This is a genomic window from Micromonospora sp. WMMD714 (assembly GCF_029581315.1).
GTDB classification, from domain to species: domain Bacteria; phylum Actinomycetota; class Actinomycetes; order Mycobacteriales; family Micromonosporaceae; genus Micromonospora; species Micromonospora rifamycinica.
Window position 1 is genome coordinate 5,277,953 of record NZ_CP120744.1, and the last position, 14,005, is coordinate 5,291,957.

At 73.4% G+C, this 14,005-nt stretch carries 14 protein-coding genes and 1 riboswitch; of the genes, 5 read left to right on the top strand and 9 right to left on the bottom strand.

Annotated features, from left to right (window positions below; all coding sequences use genetic code 11):
* The first annotated feature begins 190 nt into the window (after positions 1-190).
* Entirely contained in the window at positions 191-1,195 is a 1,005-nt protein-coding gene (locus tag O7625_RS22490) for a tyrosine-type recombinase/integrase (protein ID WP_282341281.1), read from the top strand.
* Between the two features lie 158 nt (positions 1,196-1,353).
* Positions 1,354-2,253, top strand: coding sequence for a tetrahydrofolate dehydrogenase/cyclohydrolase catalytic domain-containing protein (locus O7625_RS22495; protein ID WP_282341282.1), 900 nt, complete (start codon positions 1,354-1,356; stop codon positions 2,251-2,253).
* Between the two features lie 19 nt (positions 2,254-2,272).
* Here O7625_RS22495 and O7625_RS22500 read toward each other — a convergent pair whose 3' ends face one another.
* Complete coding sequence (locus tag O7625_RS22500) at positions 2,273-3,052, bottom strand: endonuclease/exonuclease/phosphatase family protein (protein WP_282341284.1); 780 nt, start codon at positions 3,050-3,052, stop codon at positions 2,273-2,275.
* A gap of 174 nt (positions 3,053-3,226) precedes the next feature.
* Here O7625_RS22500 and O7625_RS22505 point away from each other — a divergent pair, with 174 nt between their 5' ends.
* Complete coding sequence (locus tag O7625_RS22505; protein WP_282341286.1) at positions 3,227-4,000, top strand: TSUP family transporter; 774 nt, start codon at positions 3,227-3,229, stop codon at positions 3,998-4,000.
* A 34-nt stretch (positions 4,001-4,034) separates the two neighbouring features.
* Here the strand turns inward: O7625_RS22505 and O7625_RS22510 are convergent, their stop codons facing one another.
* Positions 4,035-4,649, bottom strand: a complete 615-nt coding sequence (locus O7625_RS22510; protein WP_282341288.1) for a malonic semialdehyde reductase — start codon at positions 4,647-4,649, stop codon at positions 4,035-4,037.
* A 97-nt stretch (positions 4,650-4,746) separates the two neighbouring features.
* Here O7625_RS22510 and O7625_RS22515 point away from each other — a divergent pair, with 97 nt between their 5' ends.
* Complete coding sequence (locus O7625_RS22515) at positions 4,747-5,094, top strand: helix-turn-helix domain-containing protein (protein WP_067311540.1); 348 nt, start codon at positions 4,747-4,749, stop codon at positions 5,092-5,094.
* A gap of 36 nt (positions 5,095-5,130) precedes the next feature.
* Here O7625_RS22515 and def read toward each other — a convergent pair whose 3' ends face one another.
* Genes def through O7625_RS22530 form a run of 3 tightly spaced genes read right to left on the bottom strand, consistent with a single transcriptional unit; the run spans position 5,131 to position 7,667 of the window.
* Positions 5,131-5,637 (bottom strand): peptide deformylase, encoded by a 507-nt coding sequence (def, locus tag O7625_RS22520; protein WP_282341289.1) that lies wholly within the window; start codon positions 5,635-5,637, stop codon positions 5,131-5,133.
* 10 nt (positions 5,638-5,647) lie between these two features.
* Positions 5,648-6,433: a TetR/AcrR family transcriptional regulator gene (locus O7625_RS22525; protein ID WP_282341291.1), complete on the bottom strand. Its 786-nt coding sequence runs from the start codon at positions 6,431-6,433 to the stop codon at positions 5,648-5,650.
* Positions 6,434-6,470: 37 nt separating this feature from the next.
* Positions 6,471-7,667, bottom strand: coding sequence for a chorismate-binding protein (locus tag O7625_RS22530; protein WP_282341292.1), 1,197 nt, complete (start codon positions 7,665-7,667; stop codon positions 6,471-6,473).
* Positions 7,668-7,790: 123 nt separating this feature from the next.
* Here O7625_RS22530 and O7625_RS22535 point away from each other — a divergent pair, with 123 nt between their 5' ends.
* Entirely contained in the window at positions 7,791-7,991 is a 201-nt protein-coding gene (locus tag O7625_RS22535; protein ID WP_067311530.1) for a DUF5999 family protein, read from the top strand.
* A 128-nt stretch (positions 7,992-8,119) separates the two neighbouring features.
* On the opposite strand, the gene gcvP is transcribed toward O7625_RS22535, so the two are convergent.
* The 4 genes from gcvP to O7625_RS22555 form a co-directional block, all read right to left on the bottom strand.
* Complete coding sequence (gene gcvP / locus O7625_RS22540) at positions 8,120-10,942, bottom strand: aminomethyl-transferring glycine dehydrogenase (RefSeq protein WP_282341293.1); 2,823 nt, start codon at positions 10,940-10,942, stop codon at positions 8,120-8,122.
* A 79-nt stretch (positions 10,943-11,021) separates the two neighbouring features.
* Positions 11,022-11,119, bottom strand: a riboswitch (glycine riboswitch).
* Positions 11,120-11,195: 76 nt separating this feature from the next.
* Positions 11,196-12,065, bottom strand: coding sequence for an NAD-dependent protein deacetylase (locus O7625_RS22545; RefSeq protein WP_282341294.1), 870 nt, complete (start codon positions 12,063-12,065; stop codon positions 11,196-11,198).
* Positions 12,066-12,152: 87 nt separating this feature from the next.
* Positions 12,153-12,782 (bottom strand): hypothetical protein, encoded by a 630-nt coding sequence (locus O7625_RS22550; RefSeq protein WP_282341295.1) that lies wholly within the window; start codon positions 12,780-12,782, stop codon positions 12,153-12,155.
* Positions 12,779-14,005, bottom strand: a complete 1,227-nt coding sequence (locus O7625_RS22555; protein ID WP_282341296.1) for a globin domain-containing protein — start codon at positions 14,003-14,005, stop codon at positions 12,779-12,781. Before O7625_RS22555 ends, O7625_RS22550 begins: the two co-directional genes overlap by 4 nt.

Consider the following 14,005-nt stretch of genomic DNA (forward strand, 5'->3'; position numbering starts at 1 on the left):
ACGGGAGCCTCCCCCCGGACCGTCGGGCACCGTCCCGGGCGGAGCGACACCGGCACCGACCGGGACGCAAGCGGTGCCGCGCCCCGGCCCACAGGTACCCCGGAAACGTCCGGCAGGTGCGGGCCGGGCACCGCGGTGCGCCACTCCCCTCCGCTGGCCACCAACCTGAAAAGGCTGCATAATATCACTTATGCATGATAAACAGGACGAATCGGTTGGACGACTCATCGAGGAGTTCCTGACCGCGCGGGCCACCCGCAAACCGTCCCCGCACACCCAGGACGCGTACCGGCGGGACCTGCGCACCGTCGCGGCGCTGGCGGGTGCGGAGGTCGACCCGGCCCGGTCCCCCGACGAGCTGATGATCTCCGACCTCTCCCCCAGGCTGATGCGGGCGGCGTTCGCCCGGTTCGCCGCCACCCGCGCCGCGGCGTCGGTGCACCGGGCCTGGTCGAGCTGGAACGGGTTCTTCTCGTTCCTGGTGGCCGAGCAGGTGGTGGCCGGCAACCCGATGCCGGCGGTGGGCCGTCCCCGCACCCCGCTCCCCCAGCCCAAGCCGCTGCGGGGCGAGGACACCCCGGAGGTGCTGCTCGCGTCGGTGTCGCGGGAGGACGGCCGGCAGCGTGACCCGTGGCCGGAGCGGGACGTCGCGGTGCTGGCGTTGGCGTTGTGCGCGGGACTGCGCCTGGCGGAGCTGCTGGCGTTGCGGGTGTCGTCGGTGTCGGGGCGGGCCGGGGAGCGCCGGGTGGCGGTCGCCGGCAAGGGTGGTCGGCCGAGGGTGGTTCCGGTGGAGCCGGAGTTGGACGAGGTGGTGTCGGCCTACCTGGACAGTCGGCGGCGGCGGTTCGGGGCGCGCAGCGTGCGTCCGGACGGGGTGTTGCTGGTGGACCGCCATGGTGAGCCGTTGCGGCGGGGCGGGTTGCAGTACCTGGTGGACTCCTGTTACCGGCGGGCGGGGATCACCGACCGGGTGCCGGCGGGTGCCCGGTTGCACGCCTTGCGCCACACGTTCGCCACCCGGTTGGCCGAGGAGGGGGCGGGTGCGGCCGAGATCATGCGGTTGCTGGGGCACGCGTCGTTGGCGTCGTCGCAGACGTACATCGAGGTGACGGCGGGTCAGCAGCGGGCGGCGGTGCGGTCGAACCGGACGAACCGGGTGTTGGTGGGGTTGGTGTCGGGGGGTCGGCTCGACTGAGTGGTCGTCGGCGGGTGCGGGGGCGTGTCGGCCGGGCGGGGGTGGCCGTGGGTGTGGAATGGTGGGGGTGGACGCGACTGGCGGCACGGGGATGGATCCACCATCGGGGAGCTCGTCGCGGGGGTCGACCGCCTGGGCCTCCGTGGTCGAGGTGAGCCATGTCTGTTTCCTCTTCTTCCTCCTCCCCCTCGTCCGGTGGTGCCCGGTTGTTGCCGGGTGGGCCGGTGGCGGAGCGGGTTCTCGCCGAGGTCACCGCGGAGGTGGCGGCGTTGCGCGCGGTCGGGGTGGTGCCGACGCTGGCGACGGTGCTGGTGGGTGACGACGACGCCAGCGTGGGGTACATCCGGATCAAGTCCCGGCAGGCGGCGGAGCTGGGTTTCGCGTCGCCGCACGTGCGGCTGCCCGGGTCGGCGACGCAGGCCGATCTGCACCGGGTGTTGCGGGATTTCAACGAGGACGCCGGGGTGCACGCGGTGTTGGTGCAGCATCCGGTTCCGGGGCACCTGGACTACGACCGGGCGTTGGCGGAGTTGGATCCGGATTCCGACGTGGACGGTATGCACCCGGTGAACATGGGTCGGTTGGCGTTGGGGTTGCCGGGGCCGTTGCCGTGTACGCCGGCGGGGATCGAGGCGTTGCTGGCGTTCCACGGGGTGCCGGTGGCGGGTCGGGAGGTGGTGGTGCTGGGTCGGGGGGCGACGTTGGGTCGTCCGTTGGCGATGTTGTTGGCGCAGAAGCGGCCGACGGCGAACGCGGCGGTGACGGTGGTGCACACCGGGGTGGCGGACTGGCCCCGGTACACGCGGCGGGCGGAGATCCTGGTGGCGGCGGCGGGGGTGCCGGGGATCGTGCGGCCGGAGCATGTGCGGCCGGGTGCGGTGGTGGTGGGTGGTGGGGTGCGGTACGCGGGTCGGCGGTTGTTGCCGGACGTGGACGAGTCGTGTGCGGCGGTGGCGGGGGCGATCACCCCTCGGGTGGGTGGGGTGGGTCCGACGACGGTGGCGATGTTGTTCCGTAACGCGGTGCGGGCGGCGCAGCGGGCGGTCGGGCGGGGTTGAGTGTGGGGGCCGGGTGTGGTCAGCCGAGGTCGACGACGAGGGGTCGGTGGTCGGAGATGGTGCAGCGGGGGGTGTGGATGGCGGTGACCGGGGGTAGCCGGTGCCGGCCGTGGGGGTCGGCGAGGATGTGGTCGAGTTGTATCCGGGGGGCGGTGGCGGGGTAGGTGGGGCGGCGGGCGAGGGGGTGCCAGCCGGTGAGGAGGCGGGCGGGGCCGGCGGGGAGGTTGAGGTCGCCGAGGAGGATGCGGGGGGCGGGCAGGGCGCGCAGGGCGCGGACGACGCGGCGGAGTTGGTGGGCGTTCCAGCCGGGGACGAAGGAGAGGTGGGTGGCGGCGACGGTGAGGGGGCCGTGGGGGGTGTCGAGGACGGCGGCGAGGACGACGCGGGGTTCGTCGCGCAGGAGGACGAGTCCGCCGCCGGGGCCGGGGAGGTAGAGGGGTGAGCGGACGGGTGCGGGGGTGAGGCGGGTGATCTGCCAGGTGCGGACGGGGTGGCGGCTGATCAGGCCGATGCCGTAGCAGGGTTCGCCGTGGCCGTCGTCGTCGTGGCGCAGGGGGCGGAAGTGTTCGCCGGGGGTGCCGACGACGGCGGCGGCGAAGCGGTGTTCGGGGGCGTCGAGGGCGCGGGCGGCGATGGCGGTGAGGTCGTGGTGGCCGCTGCGGGACTGGTCGCGGTCGACTTCCTGGAGGGCGAGGATGTCGGCGTCGAGGGCGTGGACGGCGGCGGTGAGCCGGTCGGGGTCGACGAGCCCGTCGGTCAGGGAGCGGCCGTGCAGCAGGTTGAAGGTCGCCAGGCGCACCTGTGCACCCTACGTCCGTGGCAGAGTTACCGGATGATCAAGTTGTTGTGTTGTTCGGTGTTGGTGTTCGTGGCGCTGGGTGGGGTGGGGGTGTGGGTGCGTCGGCGGCGGGGGCGGTGAGGTGGGCCACTCGGGTGGGAGGGTGGTGGTGGGTGGTGGGAAGAATGGCGGCCCGTGGATCCTGTGTCGTTGATCGGTCTGCTCGTTGCCGCGGCCCTGGCTGGTGGGGTTGACGCGGTGGTGGGTGGGGGTGGGTTGTTGTTGTTGCCGGCGTTGTTGGTGGCGGCGCCGGGGGTGCCGGTGGCGACGGCGTTGGGGACGAACAAGTTGGCGGCGATCGCGGGGACGTCGACGGCGGCGGTGACGTTCGCGCGGCGGACCCGGGTGGACTGGGTGGTGGCGGGTCCGGCGGCGGGGGTGGCGGTGGTGTGTGCGGGGGTGGGTGCGGGGTTGGCGGGTGCGGTGCCGGCGTCGGCGTACCGGCCGGTGGTGTTGGTGGTGTTGCTGGTGGTGGCGTTGTTCGTGGTGGTGCGGCCGCGGTGGGGGGCGGTGCCGGTGCCGGGGCGGCGGACTCCGGTGCGGATGGTGGTGGCGGTGGTGGTGTGTGGGGTGGGGATCGCGGTGTACGACGGGTTGATCGGTCCGGGGACGGGGACGTTTCTGGTGGTGGCGTTCACGGTGTTGGTGGGGGCGGATTTTCTGGGTGGTTCGGCGATGGCGAAGGTGGTCAACGCGGGGACGAATCTGGGGGCGTTGGTGGTGTTCGCGGCGACCGGGCACGTGTGGTGGTGGTTGGGGTTGGCGATGGCGGTGTGCAACGTGGCGGGGGCGGCGGTGGGGGCGCGGTTGGCGTTGCGGCGGGGTGCGGGGTTCGTGCGGGTGGTGTTGCTGGTGGTGGTGGCGGCGTTGGTGGTGCGGCTGGGGTACGACCAGTGGTGGGCCGGCTGAGCGTGCGGTGGCGCCCGGCCGGCCTCGCGCTGGGTCAGGCGTGCCGGGCGATGGTGTCGTAGTCCAGGCGGGGCAGGCGGGGGTGCCAGGCGTCGGGGCCGGGGTGGCCGATGTTGACCAGGAGCAGGGACTTCCAGCCGGTGCCGGTGAAGAACTCGGTGTCGACGCCGGCGGGGTCGAAGCCGCCCATGGGTCCGACGGCGAGGCCGGCGGCGCGGACGGCGAGCAGGAAGTAGCCGACCTGGAGTCCGGCGTTGAAGCGGGCCATGGCTTCGCGGGTGGTGGGGTCGGCGGCGAAGTGTTCGCGCATGCCGGGGCGGATGGGGAAGACGGTGTCGAGGTGTTCGTGGAAGTTGGTGTCGGCGGCGAGGACGGCGACGACGGGGGCGGTGGCGGCCTTGGTCTTGTTGCCGTCGGCGACGTGGGTGAGGAGGCGGTCGCGGCCTTCGCCGGGGCGGACGAACAGGACGCGCAGGGGTTGGACGTTCATGGCGGTGGGCGGGTACTTGGCGAGGTCGAGGATGGCGCGGAGCTGGTCGTCGCCGACGGGGGTGTCGGTGAAGGTGTTGGCGGTGCGTGCCTCGGTGAAGAGTTGGGCCTGGGCTTCGGGGCTGAGGGTGATCAGTTGGTCGGGCAGGACGTCGGTCATGGGGTGCCTCCGGTCGGATCGAATGTGCTGCGGCCACGATAGCAGCTAGTTTTTTCGTAGTCGCTAGGGTGAGGTGTTGACCACGTATGCTGGACCGATGACGACGTGCTCCCCGATCGACGACGGGCCCCGCGCCTGCCCGGGGGGCCTGTCCCGCGCGTTCGCGTTCCTCGGCAAGCGGTGGAACGGGATGATCCTCGGCACCCTCGCCGCCGGTCCGGCCGGGTTCGCCGAGCTGACCCGGGCGCTGCCGGGGATCAGCGAGTCGGTGCTGTCGGACCGGCTCGGTGAGCTGGCCCGGGTCGACCTGGTCCGCCGCACGGTGCGCGAGGGTCCGCCGGTGGGGGTCAGCTACCAGCTCACCGAGCGGGGCGCCGCCCTGCTGCCGGCGTTGGACGCGCTGGCCCGGTGGGCCGACGAGAACCTTCCGGCCGTTCGCTGCTGACCGGCGGCGGTGGCATGCCGTCCCCCGGGCGGCCGGTCAGCGGCGGCGGGGTGAGTCGAACCGGCCGGCGCGGATCTCCCGCAGGGCTCGGCGTCGGACGTCGCCGTGCAGGGTGTCGACGTAGAGCCGGCCGGCGAGGTGGTCGGTCTCGTGCTGCAACGCGCGGGCGAGGAACCCGCTGCCGGAGATGGTCAGCGGGTCGCCGTGCCGGTCGACGCCGTGCACGGTGGCGTGCAGGGCGCGGCGGGTCGGGAAGTACAGCCCGGGGATGGACAGGCAGCCCTCGTCGTCGTCCTGGATCTCGTCGGACAGCTCGATGGTGGGGTTGATCAGGTGCCCGCGGTGGCCGTCGGCGTCGTAGACGAACACCTGGGCGTCGACGCCGATCTGCGGCGCGGCGACACCGGCCCGGCCGGGTGCGCCGAGCAGGGTGTCCATCAGGTCGTCCACCAGCTGCTGCAACGCGGCGTCGAAGCGGGTCACCGGGGTGCAGGCGGTGCGCAGGACGGGATCACCGATGATCCGGATCGGGCGTACGGTCATGACCGGAAGGCTAGCGGGGGGCCGTCGGGGACGTCACGTCGGCGCTCCGGTGGGCGATCAGGGCGGCGATGCCGTCGAGCACGCGGGCCAGCCCGAAGTCGAACGCGCGGGTCGGGTCGGTGGCGGCCTGGTACTCCTCGCCGGCGGCGGCGCCGACCCGGGCGGCGATCGGGAAGCGGGCCGGGTCCATCACCTTCTCCAGGTACGGGGCGTGTGCCCGCCACCACTGTTCGTCGGTCAGTCCGGTGTCCCGGGCGGCCCGGGCGGCTTCGACCGCGCCGCGTACCGCGCCGTGCACGTAGGAGTCGACGAGGGTGACCACGGCGTCCATCTCCAGGTCGGTCAGGCCGATGCCCTCGACAGCGCGCAGTTCGTAGTCGTAGCGGGCGGTGACCTGCGGGCCGAGCGGGGGGCGGGTGGTGGCGACCTGCAACAGCCACGGGTGGCGCAGGTACAGCGCCCAGGTGTCGCGGGCGATGCGTTCCAGCCGGCCGCGCCAGCCGCCGGGGACGTCGGCCGGGCGGGGGGTCTCGCCGTGCACGGTGTCGAGCATCAGGTCGAGCAGTTCGCCCTTGCCGGGCACGTGGGTGTAGAGGGACATGGTGCCGACGCCGAGGCGTTCGGCGACCCGGCGCATGGACAGCGCGGCGAGGCCGTCGGCGTCGGCGACCTCGATGGCGGCCCGGACGATCCGGTCGACGCCGAGGTCACCGCCGCGGCTGGCCCGGTCCCGGGTGCGCCAGAGCAGGGCGAGGCTGCGGGCGGGGTCGCCGGTGCCGCTGTACTCGACGTGCATGCGGCCAGCCTAGCCGTATGGTGTACGGCCGGTGGGGTCAGCCGGCGGCGAGCAGGGCGCGCAGCGGGGCGGCCTTGGCGGCGGCCTCGGCGACCTCGGCGGTGGGGTCGCTGTCCCAGGTGATGCCGCCGCCGGCCCACAGGTGCAGGTGGTCGCGGTCGGCGGCGGCGGTGCGGATGGTCAGGCCCAGGTCGAGGTGGCCGGGGCCGACCCAGCCGAACGCGCCCATGCCGGCGCCCCGGCCGACGGGTTCGACGGCGGCGATCAGGGTCAGCGCGGCCTGTTTCGGGGCGCCGGTGACCGATCCGCCGGGGCAGGTGGCGCGCAGCAGGTCGGTCAGGCCGGTGCCGTCGGCGAGGGCGGCGGACACCGTCGACTCGGCCTGCCACAGGTCGCACCAGCGGCGGACGGCGAACAGCTCGTCGACGGTCACCGAGCCGGTGCGGGCGATCCGGGCCAGGTCGTTGCGTTCCAGGTCGACGATCATGATGTGTTCGGCGCGTTCCTTGGCCGAGGCGAGCAGGTCGCGGCGGCCGGCGGCGGTGGCCGGGCGGGTGCCCTTGATGGGTCGGGTGACGACCCGGCCGGCGTGCACCGCGACCAGGGTCTCCGGTGAGGCGCAGCCGATCGCCCAGCCGTCGCCGTGCAGGGTGCCGCCGTAGCGGGCGCCGGGCAGGCCGGCGAGGCGGGCCAGGGCGGGGCGTGGGTCGCCGGTGTATCCGGCGGCGGCGTGGCCGACCACGTTGACCTGGTAGACGTCGCCGCGGCCGATGGCGGCGCGGACGGTGCGGACGGCGTCGGCGTGCTGCCCGGTGGTCCAGCTGTCCCGCCAGGGGGCCAGCCGTAGCCGGCCGGCGGCCCGGCGGGTGGGAACGGCGGGGCGGGCGGTGGCGTGGTCGTAGACGACGACGGCCACGTCGGGCAGCTGGGGGGCCGGGCTGGGCGGGCCGGTGGGTGCGCCGGCGATACGGGCGCCGGCGGCGGCGGAGACGAACAGGGCGGCCCCGCAGGGGCCGTCGGGGCGGTGGGTGGCCGGGCGGGTCAGGTCGTCGACCGGCAGACCGTGCGCGGTGAGGAAGCCGGCGATCTGCGCGGCCGGGTCACCACCGTCGGTGAGGCGCCACTCGTAGCGGTCCCGTTCGACGAGCACGCTGCGGCAGCGGGCCGGCACTCCCGGTACGTCCACCGCCACCGTTGGGAGCGTTTCCACGCCAGGTGGACCATTGCCGCTCATCCGTTCAGCGGATTTCGGGGCGACATGACGGAAGCCCGCTCGATCCGACGCGCGATCCCTTGGTACTGTGCGTCACTGGTCATGTGAACCATGACACAGTGCCCCCACAGTCCGGAGAACCCGATGTGCCAGCACCAGATCACCTGTCCCTCCGCCGAAGCGACCGACCGGGACGCCGCCCGGGTCATCGCCTGCTTCCCTGAGCAGGGCTGGAGCCTGCTCTGCAACGGTGTCATCGTCTTCGAGGACACCGGCGAGCTCCTTCCCGACGGCAGCACCATCGCCCCGCACCGCGGGCCCGCCCGGCACGCGCTCGTCGCCTGACCCACCGACGGCTCACCTGACCTGCTCACCGTGCGTGGGCAGGCCACCCCAGGCTAGCCCCCGGCAGGGAGCTGCCCTCCCCCGGTCGCCGCACCGGGGCGGCACGTCCGCCGCCCCGGCACCGCGCCTCAGTCCTGGAACGCCTCCGGCGCCGGACACGAGCAGACCAGGTTCCGGTCGCCGTACGCGCCGTCGACCCGCCGCACCGGCGGCCAGTACTTCCCCTCCCGGTCCACCCCACCCGGATACGCCCCCACCGACCTCGGATAGGGGTGCGGCCACTCGTCGGCCGACACCATCGCCGCCGTGTGCGGGGCGTTGGCCAACGGGTTGTCCCCCGCCGGCCACCCACCGGAGGCCACCGTGTCGATCTCCGCCCGGATCGCGATCATCGCGTCGCAGAACCGGTCCAGCTCGGCCAGGTCCTCACTCTCGGTCGGCTCCACCATCAGCGTCCCCGCCACCGGGAACGACATCGTCGGCGCGTGGAACCCGTAGTCGATCAGCCGCTTGGCCACGTCGTCGACACTCACCCCGGTCGCCTTCGACAGCGGCCGCAGGTCCAGGATGCACTCGTGCGCCACCAGGCCCTTGTTGCCGGCGTACAGCACCGGGAAGTGCTCCCGCAGCCGCACCGCCACGTAGTTCGCGGCCAGCACCGCCACCCCGGTCGCCCGGGTCAACCCCGCCGCGCCCATCATCCGCAGGTACGCCCACGGGATCGGCAGAATCCCCGCCGACCCGTAACGGGCCGCCGAGATCGCCGGCGCACCCGGCACCCGCTCACCACCCGGGTCACCCGGCAGGTACGCCGCCAGGTGCGCCCGCACCGCCACCGGACCCACCCCCGGCCCCCCACCGCCGTGCGGAATGCAGAACGTCTTGTGCAGGTTCAGGTGCGACACGTCCGCCCCGAACCGGCCCGGCTTGGCGAACCCGACCAGCGCGTTGAGGTTCGCCCCGTCGACGTACACCTGACCACCGGCGTCGTGGACCTTCGCGCACAACGAGGCGATGCCCGTCTCGTACACCCCGTGCGTCGACGGGTACGTCACCATGATCGCCGCGAGGGCGTCCCGGTGCTTGTCGATCTTCACGTCGAGGTCCACCAGGTCGACGTTGCCGTCGGCGTCACAGCCGACCACCACCACCCGCATCCCGGCCATCACCGCCGACGCGGCGTTCGTGCCGTGCGCCGACGACGGGATCAGACACACGTCCCGGTGGGTGTCCCCCCGGTCACGGTGGTAGGCGCGGATAGCCAGCAACCCCGCCAACTCCCCCTGCGACCCGGCGTTGGGCTGCACACTGACCGCGTCGTACCCGGTCACCTCCGCCAGCCAACCCTCCAGCTGCCCGACCAGCTCCCGGTACCCGACGGTCTGCTCGGCCGGGGCGAACGGGTGCAGATGCGCGAACTCCGGCCAGCTCACCGGCTCCATCTCGGTGGTCGCGTTGAGCTTCATCGTGCACGACCCCAACGGGATCATGCCCCGGTCCAGGGCGTAGTCGAAGTCCGCCAACCGGCGCAGGTACCGCAGCATCGCCGTCTCCGAATGGTGACTGCGGAACACCGGATGGGTCAGGAAAGCGGTGTCCCGCGCCAACCCCGCCGGCAGCTCCACCGCGACGTCCCCGACGACCGGGTCGACCCCGAACGCCGCCCACACCACCTCCAGGTGCGCCACCGTCGTCGTCTCGTCACACGACACCCCCACCCGGTCGGTGTCGACCAGCCGCAGGTTCACCCCCCGCTCCCGGGCCGCCGCCACCACCGCCGCCGCTCCACCGGGCACCACCGCCGTCACCGTGTCGAAGAACGCCACGTCCGCGACCTCGACGCCGCCGGCGCGCAGCCCGGCCGCGAGCCGCACCGCCATCTCGTGGGTACGCCCGGCGATCCGCCGCAACCCGTCCGGCCCGTGATAGACGGCATACATGCCGGCCATCACCGCCAGCAGCACCTGCGCCGTGCAGATGTTGCTGGTCGCCTTCTCCCGCCGGATGTGCTGCTCCCGGGTCTGCAACGCCAACCGGAACGCCGGCTGACCGGCCGCGTCCCGCGACACCCCGACCAGCCGGCCCGGCAGCATCCGCTCCAGACCGGCCCGCACCGCCAGGTACCCGGCGTGCGGACCACCGAAGCCCATCGGCACCCCGAACCGCTGGGTGGTGCCCGCCGCGATGTCCACCCCGATCCGCCCCGGCGCCCGCAGCAGCGTCAACGCCAACAGGTCCGCCGCCACCGTCACCAACGCCCCGACCGCGTGCGCGGCGTCCACCAGCGGCGCATGGTCCCGGACCGCACCGGACGCCCCCGGATACTGCAGGTGCAGCCCGAAGAACTCCGCCGGCAGCTCCTGCTCCGCCAGGTCGAGCACCCGCACCTCGATACCGAGCGGCTCGGCCCGGCCCGCGAGCACCGCCACCGTCTGCGGCAACGTGTCCGCGTCCACCACGTACACCGGGCTGCCGCTGCGCGACGCCCGCCGCGCCAGGGTCATCGCCTCCGCCGCCGCCGTCGCCTCGTCGAGCATCGACGCGTTCGCCGTGGCCAGCCCGGTCAGGTCGGTGACCATCGTCTGGAAGTTCAGCAACGCCTCCAGCCGGCCCTGGCTGATCTCCGGCTGGTACGGGGTGTAGGCCGTGTACCAGGCCGGATTCTCCAACACGTTCCGGCGGATCACCGCCGGGGTGTGGGTGCCGTGGTAACCCAGGCCGATCATCGACACCGCCACCGTGTTACGGGCGGCCAGGCTCCGCAGCTCGGCGATCGCCTCCCGCTCGCTGGCCGGCGCCGGCAGGTCCAGGGTGCCGTGCCAGCGGATCACCTCGGGGATCGCCGCGTCCATCAGCTCGTCCACGGAGCCGTACCCGACGACCTCCAACATGCGGCGCTCGTCGTCCGGGCCGGGGCCGACGTGCCGGTCGGCGAACTGCTCTACGGTCATGCGTGCGCTCCAGACTCCAGGGGGCGAGGTCGACGGATCGGCCTCCCCCTGAGTCACGCCGCAGGGCGCTCCACAGTGCCTGCCCGTCGCGGTCCTTCTGCCTGAGAGGTTCCGGGGAGAATCTGCCCCTTCGGCGCCGCCCGGATACTGCTGGGCGATCTCTCCCGCGCGGGTGGTGTCGGCATGGTCAACGCTACCAGCGTCGCTGTTACCGGCGGATGTCGTACCCCCGCCCGGCCCCCGGGACGACGGGTCAGCACGCCACCGGGCCCGCCGTCGACACCGCCGGCCCCGGCCCGACGGCGGCGACCCGGTCCGCCAGGGCCGGCAGCACCCGCCCCAACGGGGCGTCCACCCGCAGCGCCGCATAACCGTCACCCCGGGTGACACCCTGGTTGGCGATCACCACCGGGATGCCCCGCCGCGCCGCCCGCACCACGAACCGCCGCCCCGACAGCACCGTCAGCGACGACCCCACCACCAGCAGCGACCGGGCCTGCTCGACCATCCCGAAACACCGCGACACCCGGTCCGCCGGCACCGTCTCCCCGAAGAACACCACGTCGGGCTTCAGCATCCCCCCGCACGACCCGCAGTCGACCGGACGGAACCCGGCCACCCCGTCGTCGTCGAGATCCACGTCACCGTCCGGCCGCACCACCCCCACGGTCGCGGCGAAACCCGGATTCGCCGCCGCCAGCCGCCGGTCCAGCTCCCCCCGCGCGGTACGGTCACCGCAGTCCAGGCACACCACCGTGTCGAGGCGGCCGTGCAGCTCCACCACCCCCCGGCTACCCGCCGCCGTGTGCAGGCCGTCGACGTTCTGGGTGATCACCCCGTCGACCAGCCCGGCCGCCTGGAGCCGGGCCACCGCCCGGTGCCCGTCGTTCGGGGCGGCCCGCGCGATCGTGCGCCACCCCAGATGGCTCCGCGCCCAGTACCGCCGCCGGGCCACCGCCGAACGGGTGAACGTCTGGTACGTCATCGGAGTGTGCCGACGGGCCACCCCGGTCGGCCCCCGGTAGTCGGGAATACCCGACTCGGTGGACAACCCCGCCCCGCTGAGCACCACCACCCCACCGGCGGCGACCAGGGCGGCCAACGCGTCGATCGTCTCTGTCACCCGTCCATGCTGCCTCGGCCACCGCCCCGACGGCGAACCACCACCGTCAGACCCGCCACCCCGCCACCCCGCGACCCCGGCGACCGGTCAACCGCCCAGCACCACCCGCAACTGGGCGCTCACCCCACCCGCCGCCGCCGCGTCCGCCCGCAACTGCTCCGACTGCGCCGACAGGTACGCCTGCCACCGGTTCAACTGTTGCTGCGCCGCCGCGACCGCCGCCAACGCCGCCGCGTGCCGCTCCTCCAACGCCTGCAACTGCCCAGCCAACTCCGACGACCCGGCACCCGCCGACACCACACCCGACCCGCCCACCGCCGCGGCCCGCCGGTGCGCCTCCGCCACGATCTCCTCCGCCTGCCGACGCGCATCGGCGATGATCTCCGCGCCCTCCGCGCTGGCCTCACCGACCGTCCGGTTCGCCTCGTCCTGCGCCCGCATCGCCAACTCGACCGTCATCGGATCCGGCCCCTGCGGCGCATTGCTCGGCAACGTCCCGTGCCGCAGCATCTCCACCTGACTCAGCAGCCCCTGGTTCTCCCGCCGCTGCCGCTCCAGCTCCGCCGTCAACACCCCGATCCGGTCATCCGCCGACCGCACCACCGACGCCACCTCGTCCGCGGACAACCAGTGACTACCCCGAAACCGCCGCTCCTCCAACACCGCCAACTGACGGGCCACCTCACCCGGCTCGACACCGGCCCGATCCCCGCTCACCGCGCACCCGTCCCACTGAAGTCACGCACCACACCCGCTGCGGCCTCCGCCAACGGCGGATACCGCGAATGGTCATAGCTCTCCGTCAGGATCCGCTCCGGCTCCACACCCGACCGGACCAGCATCGTCACCGTCTCCCGGGTCATCTCCGGACTCCCACACACCAGGACCTCCGTATCCGCCCACGGCCCCAACCGCAGGGCCGTGTCACCGGCCCGCCCCACCGCGCCCCGCCACCCCCAGCCCGACTCCACCGTCGGCACGTACCGCAACCACCCCGCCCCGCCACCGTGCCCACCCGCCGCCGGCATCGCCACCAACCGCGACAACGCCGGCTCGTCATACAGATCGTCCGGGGTCCGCCCGCCCACCACCAACGTCGTACGCCGCCCCGCACCCTGCTGCACCGCCTCCGCCACCGCCCGCAACGGCGCCAACCCCGTCCCCCCGGCGATCAACAACAACGGCGACTGTGGCGCCCGGTCGTACGACGCCAACGCCGTCCCCGTCGGATGCCCCAACAACAACGACTCACCCGCCCGCAACCGGCGCACCAGATGCGTGGAGAACCGCCCCGTCGCCCGCACGTGGAACTCGATCGTCCCGTCCGCCCGCGGCGCGTTCGCCGGCGACAGGTACCGCCAGGTCCGCAACTGCGGCACCTGCACCGGCAACGACTGACCCGGCCGGTACGCGCACAGGTAGTTCGGACGCACCGTGAACACCACGATGTCGGCCCGCCGCCGCTCCGCCGTCAACACCTCCGCCTCCCAGTGCGGCGGCGACGTCCGCTCCGCCTCCGCCGCACCCTCCAGCATCAGCTTCGCCACCAGCTCGTACGCCGCCGCCCACTGCGCCCGCAACGCCGGCGTGAAGTACGGGCCGAGGAACCGCTCCAACGTCGCCAGCAACGCCTGACCCACCCAGATGTAGTGCCGCTCCCCCAACACCACCGGATGGCCCCGCTGGTCCCGACCGTGGAACCGACGGTGGTCGGCGCCCAACCGCTGCGCGAACACCGCCAACGCCTCCGGATCGTCCAAACTGGTGATGATGTGCCCCAACGCCGCCAGGAGCTTGTCCTCCTGGTACTGCATGTTCGTCGGGAACATCGACCGCGCCTCCGGCGCCACCACGAACAACGTGGCATAGAAATACTTCGCCGCCTCCGGGCCGGCAGCGGAGAACTGGCCCCAACTCTGGCGCAACGCCGCGCTGTCCAT